Raw genomic sequence first — 17,695 nt, forward strand, 5'->3', positions numbered from 1 at the left:
AGAAAATTCTCTTTTATTTAAAATCGCTGAACGGCTATCCAAGTATTATTTAAAGATACTTTTTGTGGTTGTTCTGGCTGTATGCGTGATCGTTTCATCGATCTTCGCCTCGAAGCAGCTGCATGGTGAAGCCTCTTCGATCGAAGGCTCGTCAGAGCGCACCGAGATCGTGCTCACCAGCGACGCGAGGCCTTCTTCATGGAACGACACGGCCTGGGGTTACGTAGTCGCGCGCAATCTGAGGGCCAAGGTCGTCCTCCCAAAGGACAGCGGTCTGCTCTACGGGGACCGCGTGGCGGGGGCCGGCTCGTTTTTGGCAGTCGACTTCGAGGACGACACGGCGGCTTGGAGCGCGGGCGCCGCCTGTGTTGTGCGGATGGAGAAAGCCCAGCCGATACCCGACTATTCCCCGTTCGCGGCGATAGGGAAGGCGAGGCGCGATTCGATCGAGCGCCTGAAAGGAGGGGGCGAATCCTCGGCGATCGTTCAGTCGATCGTGTGCGGGTATCGAGGCGAGCTGTTGGAAACCGAGGCGGGGGAGGATTTCAAAGCCTGCGGGCTGGCGCATATGGTGGCCGTGTCGGGGGCGCACCTTGCGATGGTCGCGGGGATGATCATGCTTGCGGTGCGGAGGTTGAGGCTGCCCCGCGCGTTCGGCATCGTGCTGCTTATCGGCGTGCTGGCCGCTTATCTCGTGTTCTCGGCCGCGCCCGTCTCGGCGGTGCGCGCGACGGTCATGTGCACCCTCGGGGCAGCCTCCTTCTTCGCTCGCAGGAGGCCGGCTTGCCTGCAGGCCCTCGCGCTGGTGATCGTGGGATGCCTCGTGATCGATCCGTTCTGCGCCCTCTCCCCGTCTTTCGCGCTTTCGGTGCTTTCCACTTTGGGCATCGTGCTGTTCCAGGCGCGCATCGCGGCGTATCTGGGGCACTTGGCGCCCCTCGTCCCGTCCGCGATCGTCGAGGCGATCTCCCTTTCCGTATCCGCGAACCTGCTGTCGCTCCCGTTGTCGATCCATCTGTTCTCGCGTTTTCCGCTGGTCTTTCTCGTGTCCAATGTGATCGCAGCGCCGTTCTTTCCCCTCATATGCGCGCTCGGGCTCGCAGCGTGCATCGTCTCGGCCGCGTTTCCCGCGCTTTCGGGTTGCGCATTCGTCCCGGCGCTGCTCTCGTGCGATGCCCTGGCCCAGGTTCTGTCCCTGCTGTCCGGTATCCCGTATGCCTGCGTTCCGTTCTATCTTTCCGCACCGCAGGCGCTTTTAGCGACGCTCGTCCCCGCCGGTGCGCTCTATGCCCTCCCGCCTTTTTGGGGAAAGAAGTGCGCTGTCGTTGCCCTTGCGGCGTTTTTGGCGCTTGCGGTCTTTTCGGTTGCATGGCCCCCGCATTGGTTCTGTTCCCGCATCGTCATGCTCGACGTGGGCCAGGGGGACTCCTTTCTCCTCATCGGACGCGGAAAAACCATGCTCATCGACACGGGTCGGTCGGATGCGAGCCTCGTGAGGGGTTTGGCTCGAAACCATGTGAGCCATCTCGATGCAGTGGTCATCACGCATGCCGACGACGACCATTGCGGCTCCCTCGACGCTTTGGGCCGCGTGGCCGAAATCGACCGCGTCGTGCTTGCCCGCGGCGCCGATGCGTGCCCTCAGCGCAAGGTCGAGGATCTCGTCGAAACCGCGCGACGCGTCTCCGGCGAGGTGCGCTATGTGCAGGCGGGCGACTCGATGTCGCTGGGAACGTTCTCGATGCGGGTGGTGTGGCCCTACCGCATCGAGAACGAGTGCGGCAACGCCGACAGCGTCTGCCTCGACGTTCGCTGCGACGCGGATTCAGACGGATCCGAAGACTGCAGGGCCCTGTTCACGGGGGATTTGGAGGTCGAGCAGCTTTCCGAGGTCGTGAGCGGGGGAGTGAGCGGCATCGACGTTTTGAAGGTGTGTCACCACGGGTCGGATTCGGGGCTGGACGCCGCGTCCGCAAAGGCCCTGTCTCCCCGCCTTTCCCTGGTGAGCGTCGGGAAGGACAACCGCTACGGCCATCCGAGCAAACGGGTCCTGTCGCTTCTTCGGGACGAGGGCTCGATCATCATGCGCACCGATCTGAGCGGCGAGGTTTCGTGCGAAATAACGGCTTCGGGGCTGAAGGTCTCCGCACAACGGTAGAATGGATGCATGGATACCTCATCGAAACAACCAACGCTTTTGCCCGCTTACCTCATCGTCGGCGAAGACCTGCTGAAGCAGCGCCGCGTGATCGAGAGGTTGAGGGAAAGCGCATCCAAACTCGGGGACCTCGAGTTCAACCACGACCGGTTCGACGGCGAGTCCGCGTCGGGCGCCGATGTCGCGGCGGCGTGCAACACCCTGCCGTTCATGAGCGACGTCCGCCTCGTCGAGGTGGCCCAGGCCGACAAGATGAGGAAAGAGGATTCCGAGGCCTTGGTCGACTACCTTGCCCATCCGTCCCCTTCGACCGTGCTGGCCCTGATAGCCGACAAGCTCGCCAAGAACACGCGCCTGTACAAGGCCGTGGCCGGTGTGGGGAAGACGGCGATCATCGACTGCGCCCCCATGAAATCCTATGAGCTGGCGAAGGCGGTGCGCTCCATGGCGCCCGGCCACGGTTTCACTATGACCGCCGCCGCGGCCGACAAGCTGGTCGAGTTCGTGGGAACCGACACCGTTCGCATCGATTCGGAATTAAGGAAGCTTGCGTTTTCCCATGCGGGAACAAGCGCCCCGGTCACCGATCGCGACATCGAGTCGATGGTGGCGCGCACGTCCGAGCTGGCGCCGTGGAACTTCGTCGACGCGCTGGCGCGGCGCGATGTGGCCGCCTGCGTGGGCATGTATCCGCGCTTGGGAAAGAACCCCGCTTACGGCCTGATCACGCTCTGCGCGACGAGGATGCGCGAGCTGGTTTTGGCCAAGACGATCGAGCAGCGGGGCGACTCGACGCCCCTCGAGCGCGTGCTGGGAGGTCCTTCGTGGCGCTATAAGAACCACGCCTCCGACGCGCGGAGGTTCACGTTGGCCGAACTGGAGGGCGCCCTCGTTTCGCTGAGGGACGCCGAGCGCGCTATGAAGAGCGGGTCGGATCCCGACCGCACCTTCATGGATTGGGTGATCGCGGTCGCAGCCCGTCCTGCCGACCGATAAAACGGGGAAGGGCCCCTTTCGGGGCCCTTCAACCTTGATATGCGGACAGATCCGAGGATCGTGCGCTATGCGCTATTCAGCGCCCTCTTCGGCAGGAGACTCTTCGGTCTCGGCTTCGGCAGCGGCTTTGGCAGCTTCAGCCTTGGCCTTGGCGGCTTTGGCCTCGGCCTTCTTCTGAGCCTCGACGCGCTTGGCCTTCTCGGCGTTGAGGGCTTCCTGGGCGGCCTTGCGGGCAGCCTTGGCCTCGGCCTTCTTGGAGCCGGTCTTCTGCGGCTTGGGCTGGGGCTTCACGTAGGCGGCGCGATCGGCGTCGGTCACGATGCCGTTGATGGAGGCCATGATGCCGGACTTGCGGTTGGCGGCCTGGTTCTTGTGGATCACGCCCTTGCCAGCTGCCTTGTCCAACAGGCGGCAAGCGGCGAGAGCTGCAGCGTAAGCCTCGGCGCCGTTACCGGCCTCGACAGCTTCCCTCACGCGACGAGTTGCGGTTTTCAGCTCGGACTTTGCAGCGCGGTTACGCTGACGAGACTTCTCGTTCGTGATGATGCGCTTCTTCTGACTCTTGATGTTTGCCACTCTAATCCTCCGTAGTTATAAACCTTGCGTTTCCAGACGAAACTCGATGATTCTAGCATACAACCCCGTTTTTTGCACAAGGTCAGGCTAAAAAAAGGGGCCGAAAAGCCGCACGTGTGGGTACTTTACCCGACCTCGCTTCCATTCGGAGCGCCGCCTTGCAAGGTTCCACATGGTTTCCGCAGATGAGGTTTTACTATCGCGGCCGGTCGCCCGCTGGGGCCGCAAAGTTCCCGTCGGGTATAATGGCGCTCTGATCTGACCGAGCGCCCTGCGGCCCCGCGCCGCGCCGTGTCGGAAAAGTCCGCCCCGTCCGCCGAAAGTGAGCCCATGGCCCCTCAACGCTCCCGAAAAACCACCCATGATCCTAGCAAGATCAGGAACTTCTCGATCATCGCCCATATCGACCACGGCAAGTCGACGCTGTCCGACCGCATCCTCGAGCTTACGGGGGCGGTTTCCGCGCGCGACATGCAGCAGCAGATCCTCGACACCATGGATATCGAGCGCGAGCGCGGCATCACCATCAAGAGCCAGGCCGTTCGGGTCGAATACAAGGCCGACGACGGGGAGACCTACGAGTTCAACCTGATCGACACGCCGGGCCACGTCGATTTCACCTACGAGGTGTCGCGCTCGCTCGCAGCGTGCGAAGGCGCGGTCCTCGTAGTGGACGCGACCCAGGGGGTCGAGGCCCAAACCGTCGCGAACGCCATGATGGCCATGAACGCCGATCTGGAGATAGTCCCGCTCATCAACAAGATCGACCTGCCGGCAGCCGAGCCCGAGCGCGCGCGCGAGCAGATCGAAGACGGGCTGGCCATACCCGCAGACGACGCCGTTTTGTGTTCGGCGAAGACGGGCGTGGGCGTCCACGACCTGCTGGAGGCCATCGTCTACAACGTTCCGGCGCCGCAGGGCGACGTCGAGGGGCCCTTGCGCGCGCTGATCTTCGACTCGTTTTTCGACCCGTACCGCGGGGTGGTGGCTCTGATCAGGGTCGTCGATGGATCCATCGCCAAGGGCGACCGCCTGCGCATGATGGCCAGCGGCACCGAGACGCTGGTCGAGGAGGTGGGCGCGCGCTGCCCCAAGGAGGTTCCGCTCGACGCGCTGTGCGCGGGCGACGTCGGGTACCTCGTCACCGGGTTGAAAGACGTCTCCCAGGTGAAGGTGGGCGATACGGTCACCACGGCTTCGGGCGGGTCGCACGAGGCGCTTCCGGGGTACCGCGACGTGAAGCCCATGGTGTTCACCGGCCTGTTCCCGATAGAGGGCGACCAGTTCGAGCCGTTGAAAGAGGCGCTGGAGAAGCTCTCCCTCAACGACCCGGCGCTCATATGGGAGGCGGAGAAGTCCCATGCGCTGGGCTTCGGCTTCCGCGTGGGCTTTCTGGGGCTTTTGCACATGGAGGTCATCGAGGAGCGCCTCGAGCGCGAGTTCGGCCTGAACCTTCTGGCCACGGCTCCCTCCGTCGAGTACCACGTGTACCGCTCGAACAAGGAGATGGTGTCGCTCCACTCCCCCCAAGAGCTTCCCGACCCCTCCGAGATCGATCGCATCGAAGAGCCGTTCCTCAAAGTGAAGATCCTGGTCCCGCCCGACTACGTGGGAGCCGTCATGGATCTGACGGTTTCGAGGCGCGGCAACTTCATCACGATGAACTACCTGTCCCCGACCACCGTCGAGCTTTTATGGGAGATGCCGCTCGGCGAGATGATCATGGATTACTTCGACCGGCTGAAGTCGAGCACCAAAGGCTACGCTTCGCTTGACTACGAGTTCGCCGGATACCGCGAAAGCAAGCTGGTGAAGCTGGACATCCTGCTGTCGGGCAAGCCCATCGACGCCCTGTCCTTCATCATCCACAAGGACAAGGCCTACGACCGGGGCCGCGTCCTGACCGAGAAGCTCAAAGGCATCATCCCGCGCCAGATGTTCGAGGTGCCCATCCAGGCGGCCGTCGGCGGGCGCGTTTTGGCGCGCGAGACCATCAAGGCGAAGCGCAAAGACGTTTTGGCCAAGTGCTACGGCGGGGACATCTCGCGTAAGCGCAAGCTCCTTGAAAAGCAGAAGGAGGGCAAGAAACGTATGAAGAACATCGGAAACGTCGAAGTGCCCCAGGAGGCGTTTATGGCTATCCTGAAGGTCGACGAATAGACTGCGGTTCGAAAGGTGCCCCGATGGGAAGAAGCGACGAGGAGACAAGCTGGCTTGACGATGCGTTCGACGAGAAGAAGGCCGCCCGCGAGGAGGCCTCGTCGGGCATGGGCGGCGGCATGAAGGTCGCCCTGGGTGCGGGGTGCCTCGCGGCGCTCGTCCTCATCGTGGTGCTGGTCGGCCTGGCCCTTGCCTCGCTTGCGGCCCTCGCGTCTGCGTAGGCGTTCGCCATGGGGGGTTTCTTCGACAGGCAGCGCGTGCTTCTGGCTCCGATGGCGGGCGTTTCCGACGAGGTGTTCCGCTTTCTGGCCAAGGAGCAGGGGGCCGACCTCGCGTACACCGAGATGGTGTCGGCAAAGGGCCTGTCGTACGCGAGCGAGAAGACGCGCAAGCTCTTAGAGCTGGGAGAAGGGGAGGACCGCATCGCGGTCCAGATCTTCGGCCACGAGCCCGACACCATGGCCGCGCAGGCGGCATGGGTGGAAGACGCGCTGGGAGAAGCACTGGTCTACCTCGACATCAACATGGGGTGCCCCGCCCGCAAGATCACGGGCAAAGGGGACGGCGCGGCTCTGATGCGCGATCCCGAGCTGGCCGCCCGCATCGTGTCGGCGGTCGGCGCGGCGATCGAGCACCCGGTGGCCGTGAAGTTCCGGCGCGGATACGACGAGGGCGTCGAGACGTGCGTGGATTTCGCGCGCCGCATGGAGGACGCCGGCGCGGCTTCGATGGTCGTTCACGGCCGCTTCGCGCGCCAGATGTACAGGGGCCGCTCCGATCGCGGGGCGATCGCGCGGGTGAGGCGGGCCGTTTCGGTCCCCGTGATCGCCAACGGGGACGCGGTCGATGCGGCTTCGGCCCGCGCCCTCGTTCGGGACACCGGGTGCGCCTCGATCATGATCGCGCGCGGGGCCCAGGGAAACCCCTGGGTGTTCTCCCAGGTGAAGGCCGCCCTCGAGGGTCGGGAGGTTCCCGACCTCCCTACGGTGCGCGAGCGGATCGAGATGGCGCGGCGCCATGCACGGCTTTTGGCCGAGCGGGCAGAAGGCCAGATCGTGCGGATGCGCAAGCATGCCATGTGGTACGTCGCGGGCATTCCCGGGGCCTCGGCGGCCCGCGCGCGGTTCACCCGCTGCTCGACGCTTGCCGAGTTCGACTCGGTGCTCGACGACATGATCGAGCAGGCTTCACTCCACGACGCGCTCGATGCGCGATGCGGCCATGTCTAGGGCCGCGACGTCCCTGCTCGCTTCGCACGAGCCGTTCGGGGCCCTCTACATCCACATCCCGTTCTGCAAGAAGCGCTGCTCGTACTGCGACTTTTCGACCGAGGCGGTCGCGTGCGACGACGCTGCGGTGCGCACTTACGTCGAGCGGCTGGTGGTGGAGCTGTTCCGCGCGTCGCGCGCAGGGGAGCTGTCGCAGGTCGAGACCGTCTACATCGGCGGTGGAACCCCGACCCACCTCGGGCTGTCGAATCTCTCGTCGCTTCTGTACGCGCTGTCGCTGTCGATGAACCTTTCTCCCGATCGGTGCGAGGTCACGATGGAGGCGAACCCCGAGAGCCTCACCGACCGTATCGTGTGCGACGCCTGGGCGATGGGCGTGAACCGCCTCTCGATCGGCGTTCAGAGCTTCGACGACGGGGTTTTGGCTCTGCTCGGCCGCGCGCACGACGCCGAGGCGGCCCGGTGCGCCATCGGGGCTGCCCGGCTTCGCTTCGACAACGTCAGCTGCGATCTGATGTGCGGCATTCCGGGGCAGGGCGAAGAATCGCTGTGCCGCAGCGTCGAAGCGGCCATCGAGGCGGGGGTTTCCCACGTGAGCGTCTATCCGCTGTCCGTCGAGGAGGGCACGCCGCTTGCGCGCGCCATCGAGGCGGGGGAGGTGCCCGACCCCGACGGCGATACGCAGGCCGACCATATGCGCACTGCGGAAGAATTGCTGGTCGCAGCTGGTTTTCATCGGTACGAAGTGGCAAGCTACGCGAAACCCGGCTTCGAGTGCCGGCACAACCGCGCGTACTGGACGGGCGTGCCGTACCTGGGGCTGGGCACTTCGGCGGTATCGATGCTGCAAAACGAAGGCGAGCGCATCCGCGTGCGCGACGGCGCGGTGGAAGAGCGCATATCCGCCCGCGAAGCGCTGGTGGAAGACGTCATGTTGGGCATGAGGATGAGCCAGGGGCCGAGCGAGGCGCTGGTCTCCCGTGCGATCGGGGCCTTTCCCCATCTGCGCGGCGAGCTCGAGTCGCTTGCGGCGCAGGGGTACGTCGAGCGCGCCGACGGTCGCTGGCGGCCGACCGACGCGGGGTGGCTGTGCGGAAACGACCTGTACGGACGCATCCTCGGGTGCGCGCAGGTTCCCGACGGACCGGCGGGCCCCGCAGAGGCGAAGTAACGCTTTGGTTGTGGGGTTGTGCCGCGAAAGGCGTCTCTTAGCACACCGTGGGGCTAACTGCTAGAATACAGCGGACGGCATCGGGTGCGCGTTTTCGCGCGCGGTTGTATCAGGGAGGTGGCATCGATGCTTTCGGATAGGCGCCAGCGCGTGCTGGCCGTTCTCATCGAGGAGTACGTGGCGCAAGCGCTTCCCGTCGGCTCGCGCACGCTGACCGAGCGCTACAACCTGGGGGTCAGCCCGGCGACCGTGCGCAACGAGCTGTCCTACCTCGAGGACGCCGGCTATATCTCCCAGCCCCACACGTCGGCCGGGCGCATACCCACCGACCTGGGGTACCGCACGTTCGTGGACAACCTTTTGGCCAACGGGGCCATCAGCCACGGCGAGGACGATCGCGAGCTGGTCGAGCGCCTCAAAAGCAGCGCGAGCGAGCTCGACGAGCTTCTGGATTCGGCCTCCAACGCCCTCGCCCGCCTTACCGACTGCCTCTCCATCGTGGTCGCGCCCCTCGCGCGGACGGCCACGGTGAAGCAGATCACCCTCATCTCCCTTTCGGATCGCCAGGCCGTGGTCGTGGTCGTCACCAAAGACGCCCAGGTCTACAACCGCCAGATGGAGTTCGCCGAAGCGGTGGAGCCCGAGAGGCTCTCGGAGGTGCAGCGCATCCTGAACGACTTCTTCGCGGGCCGCTCGGCGCGCGACGTGAAGATGAGCGCCGAGGGCCTGAGCAACCACTACTTCGGAAACCCCCTGGTGCGCCTCGTCATCGACGAGATCATAGCCTGCCTGCACGAGCACGACACCGCGCATGCGCACCGTATCGGCATGAGCTCGCTGGCGCGCAAGCCGGAGTTCAGCGAGTCGAGTGCGCTCATCCCCATCATGCAGGTGCTCGAAGACGACGCGGTGCTCCTCCAGATACTCGATCCCACCTCCGATGCCGAGCGGGGCGCCCCGATGGTGCGCATCGGCAGCGAGAACCCCACCGAGCAGCTTTCCGGCGTCTCGGTTGTGGCGAACCGCTACGGACGCGGGGATTCGGCCGGCGTGGTGGCGGTGATCGGCCCGACGCGCATGGACTACTCGCGCGTGCTCAAGGCGGTGCGCATCGCGAGCGCGGCGCTTGACGAAGACTAGAATCGAAAAAAGGAAGCGGGCTCGTTTTGCCCGATAGCGAAAGAAGGTATGCCGAAGCATGGCCAAAGATCTGTACGAGGTTCTGGGTGTCGCGCGCGGGGCGTCTGACAGCGAGATCAAGAAGGCGTTCCGAAGCAAGGCGCGCAAGCTCCATCCCGACGTGAACGGATCGGAGGATGCGGAAGACCAGTTCAAGGAGCTGAACGAGGCATACGACGTTCTATCCGACCCGGCCAAGCGCTCGGCCTACGATCGGTTCGGGACCGTTCCCGGCGCTGCGGGCGGCCCGTCGGGGGCCGGCGGCTACGTTGACTTCGACGACCTGTTCGGCGGCATGGGCGACATCTTCAGCTCGTTTTTCAACGGGGGAGCGCAGAACCCCTCCGCCCGTCGCGAGGGCCGCGACATGGGCGTGGGGCTGCGCCTGACGCTCGAGGAAGTGGCGACCGGGGTCAAGAAGGAGATCGTGTACGACCGGCTCTCCCCGTGCCCCGAGTGCTCGGGTTTGGGCGAGGACGGCAAGGAGGTCACCTGCCCCGACTGCCAGGGCCGCGGCCGCGTGGTCACCGTCCAGCGGACGTTTCTGGGCGACATGCAGACCGCGACCACGTGCCCGCGCTGCGGCGGGACGGGCCGCGTCATCGAGAACCCCTGCTCGGAGTGCGACGGCCAGGGCCGCGTCCCCGACCGTCAGCGGGTGACGGTGGAGGTGCCCGCCGGCATCCGCGATGCCCAGCAGCTGCGCGTGAGCGGCTTCGGCGAGGCGGGTCTGCGCGGAGCCAAGTCGGGCGACCTCATCGTCACCTGCCGCATCCAGCCCCACGAGTTCTTCGAGCGCGACGGCGACAACCTGCATGTGCGGGCGAACGTCAGCATGGTCCAGGCGGCCCTCGGGGCCGATATCTCGCTGGGCGGGATCATGCCCGATGAGCAGGTGTCGGTCCATGTGCCCGAAGGATGCCAGAACGACCAGGTGGTTCGCGTCAAGGGATTCGGGCTCCCGCGCTTCCGCAGCGATGCGCGCGGCGACCTGTTCGTCCACGTGAACGTGGTCATTCCCAAGAAGGTAACCAAAAAGCAGCGCGATCTGCTCGAGCAGCTGGCCCAGGAGCTGGGCGACGAAGTGTCGGACGCGCGCAGCCCGCTCGAGCGCCTGCGCGACGTGTTCAACTAAGGGGCGCCTTGAAGTTCACGGTGATCAATCTAGGATGCAAGGTCAACCGCGTCGAATCCGACGACGTAGCGGCCGCCCTCATCGCGCAGGGCGGCCGCTCGGTCTCTATGGAGCAGGCCGACCTCGTGGTGGTGAACACCTGCACGGTCACGGGCGAGGCCGACAAGAAGGCCCGCAAGGCCGTCCGCCAGGCGCTGCGCGCGAACGGGTATTCCCAGGTGCTGGTAACCGGCTGCGCATCGGCCATCGACCCGGGCGAGTTCAGGGACATGGATGCGCGCGTCGAAGTGGTGCCCAAGGGGCGCCTGTCGGAGCGCATCCCGTCCGACCCGGGCGCCCGCGCCCTGCGCATGGGCGAGGGCTTCCGCACGCGGGTGAGCATCAAGGTCCAAGACGGATGCGACCACGCCTGCACGTTCTGCATCGTGCACGTCGCCCGGGGACGCGCGACCAGCGTTTCTGCGGCCCGGGTCGTCGACGAGGCCGTCGCCTACGCGCGCGCCGGGGCCAAGGAGATCGTGCTTACCGGCATCAACCTGGGTTCGTACGCTTCGGAAGGCGTTGACCTGGCCGGGCTTTTGGAGCGGCTGCTGGAGCGCACGGCGTCCTTCGACGGGCGCGGGGCGCCTCCGCGCTTCCGCGTATCGAGCATCGAGCCCCAGGATGTGAGCGACAACCTCGTCGACATCATGGCCCGCTCCGAGGGCCGCGTCTGCCGCCATCTGCATCTGCCCTTGCAGTCGGGCAGTTCGCGCGTCCTTTCCGAGATGGCGCGCGACTATTCGGCCGATTGGTTCGAGGCGCTGGTTTCGCGCATGTACGAGCGCATGCCGATGCTGTCTTTGTCCACCGACGTGATCGTGGGGTTTCCAGGCGAGACCGAAGAGGATTTCCTCATGACGAAGGAGCTGGTCGAGCGCTTGGCGTTTTCCTGCTTGCACGTGTTTCCCTACTCGCTGCGCGAGGGAACGCCCGCAGCGCTCAGGACCGACCAGGTGGACGAGCAGGTGAAGCGCCGCCGCGCGGCGCAGCTGCGCCGGTTGTCGGCGGAGTTGGGGCGGCGCGACTACGAGCGGCGCGTGGGGACGGTCGAGCAAGTGGCGGTGGAGGCCAACAGCGCCCTCACCGAAAGCTACCACGAGGTCCCCGTTCCCTTGATGGCGATGGCCGGGGACCTTGTCCCGGTGGTCATCCAGCCGCGCGCGGAGGGATGCTAGAATGGGCGGTATGGAACAACAGCGGCAGAAGCGGTGCACATCGTCGCTCACAGCGCCCCCCGGCACCGACATGGGCCTGGTCCTAGGTCCCCATGATGCGAACCTTCGCCTGATCGAGGGTCTGTTCTCCGCGCGCGTGACGGTGCGCGGGGACCGCGTGTCCTTCGAGGGCCCCGGCGCCGAGGTCGAGGTCCTCCAATCCCTGTTCAGCGAGATGTTTCGCCAGGTTGCGGCCGGCGAGGCGCCGAACGGGGCCTCCATCAGGCGCTTCGCGCGGCTGATAGAGGCGTCCGACCTGTCCCCCGCGCAGCTGCGCGAAGACGTGCTCTATTCCCGGGGCGCGGTGGTCGTGCGCCCCAAGACGGCTGGTCAGAAGCGCTACGCCGACGCGATACGCACCCACACCGTCTCGTTCGGGCTGGGGCCTGCGGGCACGGGCAAAACCTACCTCGCCATGGCGCTCGCCGCAGCGGCCCTCGAGCGCAAGGAGGTCGGCCGCATCGTGCTCGCGCGCCCGATCGTCGAGGCGGGCGAGAGCCTGGGGTTTCTCCCCGGGACGCTCACCGAGAAGGTGGATCCCTACATCAGGCCGCTTTACGACGCCCTGTTCTCGCTGGTGGGACCCGACCGCGCACGGCGCCTCATCGACAGCGGGGCCGTCGAGATCGTTCCGCTCGCCTTCATGCGCGGGCGCACGTTCAACGACAGCTTCATCATCCTCGACGAGGCGCAAAACGCCACGCCCGAACAGCTGAAGATGTTCCTCACGAGGTTGGGCTTCGGCTCCACCATGGTCATCACCGGCGACGACACCCAGTTCGACATACCGCGCGCGGCCTCGGGGCTCGCCGGCGCCCGTGCGATTCTCGAGGGGCTCGACGATATCGCGTTTTGCGATCTTTCGGCGCGCGACGTGGTGCGCCATTCCCTGGTCGCCCGCATCGTGGCGGCCTACGAGCGCACAGGCGAGAGAGGATAGCGATGGACGTTTCGATCAACTGCCCGTACCGCCCCGATGCGGCCGGGCTCATCGACATCGAGGGCATCGCCCGCTTCGTCATCGAAAGCGAGGGAAAGCCCGCGTGCACGGAGGTCTCCGTGAACTTCGTGACCGATGACGAGATCCATCAGCTCAACCGCGAGTACCGCGGCATCGACCGGGCGACCGACGTCTTGTCGTTCGAATGCGACGGCGTCGCCGACGCCGGCTTCGACGCTGCGGAGGCCGACGTGTACGAGCTGGGAGACATCGTCATCGCCCCGGACGTGTGCGAGCGGCAGGCGGCGGAGTTCGGCACGGCGTTTCCCGACGAGCTGAGCCTCATGCTGGTCCACGGGCTGCTCCATCTGTGCGGGTACGACCACTGCGAGGACGGCGAGGCGGAGGAGATGGAGCGCCGCGAGCGCGAGCTGCTCTCGTCTTTCTACGGCCGCCCGTTCGCCCGGTGACGGGGATGACGGGGCGTTTTCGGCGGCGGGGCGCGGCCGGCCCGAACCGACCGGCCCGCTTCACGCTCGCCGATGCGTTCAGATGCGCGGCAAAGGGCGTTTCGTACGCGTTTTCCACCCAGCGCAACATGAGGATCCACGCCGCGGCCGCCGTCGCGGTGGTCGCGCTCGCGGCGATCCTGCGCGTGGGCGCGGTCGAGTGGGCGCTTCTGGCGCTGTGCATCGGGTCGGTCGTCGCCGCCGAGTGCGCCAACACCGCCGTCGAGTCGCTGACCGACCTGGTCTCGCCGGACTACTCCGAGCTGGCCGGCCGCGCCAAGGACTGCGCAGCCGGTGCGGTTTTGGCCTCGGCGGCCGCTTCGGCGGTTGTCGGGCTCATCGTATTCGTTCCGCGCATCCTCGGTATGCTCGGGTTTTAAGGGAAGGGGTTTCATGGCCTCGAATTTCGACTTCAGCAGCCCGGAGGGCTTCCGCTCCGGTTTCGTCACGTTGGTGGGGCGCCCGAATTCGGGGAAATCGACGCTGCTCAACGCCATCATGGGGAAGAAGATCGCCATCACGTCGAACACGGCCCAGACCACGCGCCATCGGTTCCGCGCCGTGTTGACCCGGCCCGATTTCCAGATGATCATGGTCGATACCCCGGGCCTGCACAAACCCCACGACGCCTTGGGGGAGGAGCTGAACACCTCGGCGCTCAAGGCGCTCGAGGACGTCGACGTGGTGGCGATGCTCATCGACTCGTCAAAGCCGGTCGGCACGGGCGACGAATGGGTTGCCGAGCAGGTCAAGCGCGCCCGCTCGAAGAAGGTGCTGGTTCTGTCGAAGACCGACCTGTCGACTCCCGATCAGGTTGAGTCCCAGCTCGAAGCGGCGCGCGGTCTGGCCGATTGGGATTCGGTGGTGACGTGCTCGTCGCAGACGCTCGACGGCGTCGACGGGTTCATCGACACCGTGGTGGCCTGCCTTCCCGAAGGCCCCAAGTGGTTCCCCGACGACATGGAGACCGATCAGCCCATCGAGGTGGTGGTGGCCGAGTTCATCCGCGAGAAGATCCTGCGCACGTTCAAAGACGAGGTTCCCCACGCGATCGGTGTGCGCGTCGAGGAGATGAAGTACACGCGCAAGACCAACCTCGACAGCATCCGCGCCATCATCTACGTCGAGCGCGACAGCCAGAAAGGGATCATCATCGGCAAGCACGGCGCTGCGATCAAGCAGATCGGAATCGAGGCGCGCGAAGACCTCCAGCAGCTTCTGGGTACGCGGGTGTACCTCGATCTGAACGTCAAGGTGAAGAAGAACTGGCGCCGCGATGCCACCCAGATACGCCGTTTCGGCTACGGGGAGGGCCTGTAGGGGCGCGCCTGATTTCGGTCGTCGGTTAAAATTTGCACCTTATCGGGTCTTCGGGTCATATCCGCAGGCGGGTTTCGTATAGAATTGTCTCGACCGTACCCAGAGGAGCATTGAACGAATGATCTGTCCCAACTGCCAGAGCCATAACCGCGAGAGCGCCAAGTTCTGCGACGAGTGCGGGGCGCTTCTGCGTCCGGCGCCCGGCGAAGAGGACCGCGGGGCCCTCGACTTCGATTTCAGCGAGATATCCGACGCCGACGAGGGGTCCGACAGCAGCGCATGCGCCGTTTCCGCTCCCGTTGCGCCCGACGCGGAAAAGGGTGCCGAAGCGCCTGAAAGCGCCGCCGATGTCGCCGGCGGGCCCGAAGGGTCTGAAGCGCCCGGCGATCCCGATGAGGCCGCGATGCCGGACGATGCTTCCGAGCAGGGCTTCCCATCCGCCGAGCAGAACGACCGGACCGACGCTTCGGAGGATCCCGACCCCGCGGGCGAAACCGCGCCGAACCCCGACCCCGGCGCGCCCCGCCCGGCACCCGATGCGCCCGCGAGCCTGAAGTTCCTCTCGAACGCGGCGGACACGACGACGCGCATCGACCTTTCGGGGCTCGACGCGTCCGGTTACGGGCTCTCGGAGTTCGGCGAGGCGGTCGTGCCCGCCGCCACCGCCCCCCGCCCGGTTTGGAACGACGGGCACACCATCGAGTTCCCGCGCGTGACAGACGAGGAGAAGCCCCGGTCGAAGGACTTCCTCGCTTCCGATTCCAAGAAAAAGCGGCTCGGTCGCGGCAAGATCGCCCTGCTCGTCGCCCTGGTGCTTCTGGCCTTGGCGGCCATCGCCGCCGCCGCGACGTACCAGATGGAGCTTTGGGGCGGAAAGACCGTTCCCGACGTGACGGGGCTCACGCAGTCCGAGGCCCAGGCGGTCTTGGGCGATGCGGGCTTTACCGTGAAGGCGCTGCAGGTGAAGTCCGACGAACCCGAGGGCCTCGTGTTGGTGATGGATCCCGAGGCGGGCGAGCGCCAGGGTGCGGGAACCGAGGTCATCATCCATGTTTCCACGGCCCGCATCGTCCCCGACATCGCGGGCAAGTCCAAAGAGGATGCCGAGCGGCAGCTGAAAGACGAGGGATTCACGTCGGTGACCTTCGCGGAGGAGAAGTCCGACGAACCTGAGGGAACCGTGCTGGGGGTTTCGCCCGCTCCGGGCGAGCGCGCGGCCAGCACGACCGAGATCCAGGTGACCGTGGCGATTCCTCACACGGTTCCCGAAGTGTCCGGCAAATCGGCCGACGCGGCCCAGAAGGCGCTCGAGGAGGCGGGCTACCGCTGCGAGATCCAGTACTCGTATTCCGATCAGGTGGACAACGGCACGGTGCTGGGATGCTCCCCCTCGCCGGGATCGAAGCTCGAGTCGGGCTCCACGGTGGTGCTGAACGTGTCGAAGTCGCGCGGCGCCGAGCTGGTTGCGGCCGTCCAGGCCTACGTGTACAAGGGTCAGCAGATCACGGTGGGCGGCGTCAGCTACGAGGTGCAGAGCCTGAACGGCGTCAAGTACATCGGAAACAACCAGACGTCGGTCCAGTTCGTCGGGAAGCCCTTCATGAGCTTTTTGGGCGAAACGGTCTCGCTGTCGGCCCGCGACGTCGAGGCGGTCATAACCTGGACCGAATCGAACACCGTCGCTTCGGTTTCGTAGCGCGTCCGTGGCAGACCGGACCTATCGCGCCCGCGGCGTCGTCCTGAAGAAGACCAAACTGGGGGAAAGCGACCTCATCGTCACGCTGCTGGCCGAGGACGGATCGGCGTTGAAGCTGGTGGCGAAGGGCGCGCGCAAGCCCCAGAGCCCGTTCTCGTCGCGTTTGGAGCTGTGCTCGGTCGTCGATGCCTTCATAGCCAAGGGGCGCGGATCGCTCGGCATCGCCAGGGAGGTGCGGCTCGTTTCGGGCAACGCGGGCTTGCGGGGCGACATCGACAGGATCGCATCGGCGAGCCTCGCCGCCGAGCTTGCCGAGCGCATCGCCCAAGAAGAGCTCGCGGTACCGCGGCTGTTCGATATGACCTGCGCCGTTTTCGAGCGCATGGGCGCGGCAGACGCCGGCGCCGCGCGCACCCTCGCGGCCGCCTACCTGCTCAAAGCGCTGTCGATCTCGGGGTTCGCCCCGTCTCTTCGCGTGTGCGTCGGCTGCGGGGCGGCTCTGCCGGACGCGGCGGGCATGGTGCGCTTCTCCCTCGTCGACGGCGGGTACGTCTGCGGGGAATGCGGGCGCGCGATCGAATCGGTGCGGGTCGCCGCACGCACCTTGGCGCTCGCCGAGTTCCTGCTGTACTCGACGTTCGAGGAGGTTTCAGCCGCCCGGCCCGACGAGCGGGAGGTCGCAGATGTGCTGCAGCTGTGCCGTCGGTGGATCGAGGTCCATATCGGGGCGAACCTGCGGTCGTTTCCGTTCGCGCTCGCCTCGGCCCAACCGCGCCCCTGACGCTGCCGGGAGAAACCCCTCGGCGCCCTGTCCCCATCACGAAAGGTCGATTCCATGCATTCGTATAAAACCAGCCGGATCTGCCCGCGCGAGATCAACGTCGAAGTGACCGACGGGGTGATCGAATCGGTCTCGTTTTCCGGAGGTTGCGACGGCAACCTGAAGGCGCTTTCCAAGCTGGTCGAAGGGCGCACGGTCGACGAGATCGCGCCTCTGCTCGAGCACAACGACTGCAAGGGGCGCGGGACGTCGTGCGCAGCCCAGATGGTGGCGGCCCTGCGGGAGGCCCAGCGGGCGGGATAGCGTCGGCGCTATCCCGCCCTGCCGCATCGGCGATGCGCTGCGGCGAACCGCCGGGGCGATCCCGGGGGCGGGCGCCCCGGTCGCGCGGGGGCGGGCGGTTCCGCGCGTTGCTGTTCGATTAGTGTAGGTTGGGAAATCCGTTGTGGCGGCGGGTCCGTTACCGTACAATGGGGCGTGCTGCAAAAGGCAGCGGCTCCCCACTTGGTATGCATGCGCCACCGTTTGCATACTCGGTTCGGAGACAACCGCCCCCGATGGGGCAGACTCGCACGCATGTGCGGAAAGG

17 protein-coding genes are annotated in these 17,695 nt (G+C 66.0%); 16 read left to right on the plus strand and 1 reads right to left on the minus strand.

Going from position 1 to position 17,695, the window contains the following annotated elements:
* Positions 1–85: 85 nt before the first annotated feature.
* Positions 86–2,158 carry a DNA internalization-related competence protein ComEC/Rec2 gene (locus JI75_RS03830; RefSeq protein WP_158407617.1) on the plus strand — a complete coding sequence of 691 codons (2,073 nt, stop codon included), beginning with the start codon at positions 86–88 and terminating at the stop codon, positions 2,156–2,158.
* A 9-nt stretch (positions 2,159–2,167) separates the two neighbouring features.
* A complete protein-coding gene (holA, locus tag JI75_RS03835) occupies positions 2,168–3,154 on the plus strand; it encodes a DNA polymerase III subunit delta (RefSeq protein WP_039688891.1) in 987 nt (328 codons plus the stop codon).
* Positions 3,155–3,226: 72 nt separating this feature from the next.
* Here holA and rpsT read toward each other — a convergent pair whose 3' ends face one another.
* A complete protein-coding gene (gene rpsT / locus JI75_RS03840) occupies positions 3,227–3,730 on the minus strand; it encodes a 30S ribosomal protein S20 (RefSeq protein ID WP_039688893.1) in 504 nt (167 codons plus the stop codon).
* 330 nt (positions 3,731–4,060) lie between these two features.
* Here rpsT and lepA point away from each other — a divergent pair, with 330 nt between their 5' ends.
* The 14 genes from lepA to JI75_RS03910 all read left to right on the plus strand — a co-directional run bounded on the left by lepA (position 4,061) and on the right by JI75_RS03910 (position 17,409).
* Complete coding sequence (lepA, locus tag JI75_RS03845; protein ID WP_039688895.1) at positions 4,061–5,890, plus strand: translation elongation factor 4; 1,830 nt, start codon at positions 4,061–4,063, stop codon at positions 5,888–5,890.
* A 23-nt stretch (positions 5,891–5,913) separates the two neighbouring features.
* A complete protein-coding gene (locus tag JI75_RS03850; RefSeq protein WP_039688898.1) occupies positions 5,914–6,111 on the plus strand; it encodes a hypothetical protein in 198 nt (65 codons plus the stop codon).
* A 9-nt stretch (positions 6,112–6,120) separates the two neighbouring features.
* Positions 6,121–7,119 carry a tRNA dihydrouridine synthase DusB gene (gene dusB, locus JI75_RS03855; protein ID WP_039688900.1) on the plus strand — a complete coding sequence of 333 codons (999 nt, stop codon included), beginning with the start codon at positions 6,121–6,123 and terminating at the stop codon, positions 7,117–7,119.
* Positions 7,112–8,290 (plus strand): radical SAM family heme chaperone HemW, encoded by a 1,179-nt coding sequence (gene hemW / locus JI75_RS03860; RefSeq protein ID WP_052241746.1) that lies wholly within the window; start codon positions 7,112–7,114, stop codon positions 8,288–8,290. Before dusB ends, hemW begins: the two co-directional genes overlap by 8 nt.
* Before the next feature lie 126 nt (positions 8,291–8,416).
* Positions 8,417–9,430: a heat-inducible transcriptional repressor HrcA gene (gene hrcA, locus JI75_RS03865; protein WP_039688902.1), complete on the plus strand. Its 1,014-nt coding sequence runs from the start codon at positions 8,417–8,419 to the stop codon at positions 9,428–9,430.
* A gap of 58 nt (positions 9,431–9,488) precedes the next feature.
* On the plus strand, positions 9,489–10,604 hold the full coding sequence (gene dnaJ / locus JI75_RS03870) for a molecular chaperone DnaJ (RefSeq protein WP_039688904.1): 1,116 nt from the start codon (positions 9,489–9,491) through the stop codon (positions 10,602–10,604).
* Between the two features lie 8 nt (positions 10,605–10,612).
* Entirely contained in the window at positions 10,613–11,821 is a 1,209-nt protein-coding gene (locus JI75_RS03875) for a MiaB/RimO family radical SAM methylthiotransferase (RefSeq protein ID WP_039688906.1), read from the plus strand.
* Positions 11,822–11,831: 10 nt separating this feature from the next.
* Positions 11,832–12,800, plus strand: coding sequence for a PhoH family protein (locus JI75_RS03880; protein ID WP_039690480.1), 969 nt, complete (start codon positions 11,832–11,834; stop codon positions 12,798–12,800).
* Between the two features lie 2 nt (positions 12,801–12,802).
* Positions 12,803–13,270: an rRNA maturation RNase YbeY gene (ybeY, locus tag JI75_RS03885; RefSeq protein ID WP_039688908.1), complete on the plus strand. Its 468-nt coding sequence runs from the start codon at positions 12,803–12,805 to the stop codon at positions 13,268–13,270.
* Positions 13,271–13,275: 5 nt separating this feature from the next.
* Positions 13,276–13,689 (plus strand): diacylglycerol kinase family protein, encoded by a 414-nt coding sequence (locus JI75_RS03890; RefSeq protein WP_039688910.1) that lies wholly within the window; start codon positions 13,276–13,278, stop codon positions 13,687–13,689.
* A 13-nt stretch (positions 13,690–13,702) separates the two neighbouring features.
* Positions 13,703–14,629 carry a GTPase Era gene (gene era / locus JI75_RS03895; protein ID WP_039688912.1) on the plus strand — a complete coding sequence of 309 codons (927 nt, stop codon included), beginning with the start codon at positions 13,703–13,705 and terminating at the stop codon, positions 14,627–14,629.
* Between the two features lie 118 nt (positions 14,630–14,747).
* On the plus strand, positions 14,748–16,325 hold the full coding sequence (locus JI75_RS03900; RefSeq protein WP_039688914.1) for a PASTA domain-containing protein: 1,578 nt from the start codon (positions 14,748–14,750) through the stop codon (positions 16,323–16,325).
* A gap of 7 nt (positions 16,326–16,332) precedes the next feature.
* Complete coding sequence (gene recO, locus JI75_RS03905) at positions 16,333–17,106, plus strand: DNA repair protein RecO (protein ID WP_039688917.1); 774 nt, start codon at positions 16,333–16,335, stop codon at positions 17,104–17,106.
* Positions 17,107–17,160: 54 nt separating this feature from the next.
* Complete coding sequence (locus JI75_RS03910; protein ID WP_039688918.1) at positions 17,161–17,409, plus strand: TIGR03905 family TSCPD domain-containing protein; 249 nt, start codon at positions 17,161–17,163, stop codon at positions 17,407–17,409.
* The last annotated feature ends 286 nt before the right edge of the window (positions 17,410–17,695 follow it).

Source organism: Berryella intestinalis (genome assembly GCF_000814825.1).
Taxonomy (GTDB): Bacteria; Actinomycetota; Coriobacteriia; order Coriobacteriales; family Eggerthellaceae; genus Berryella; species Berryella intestinalis.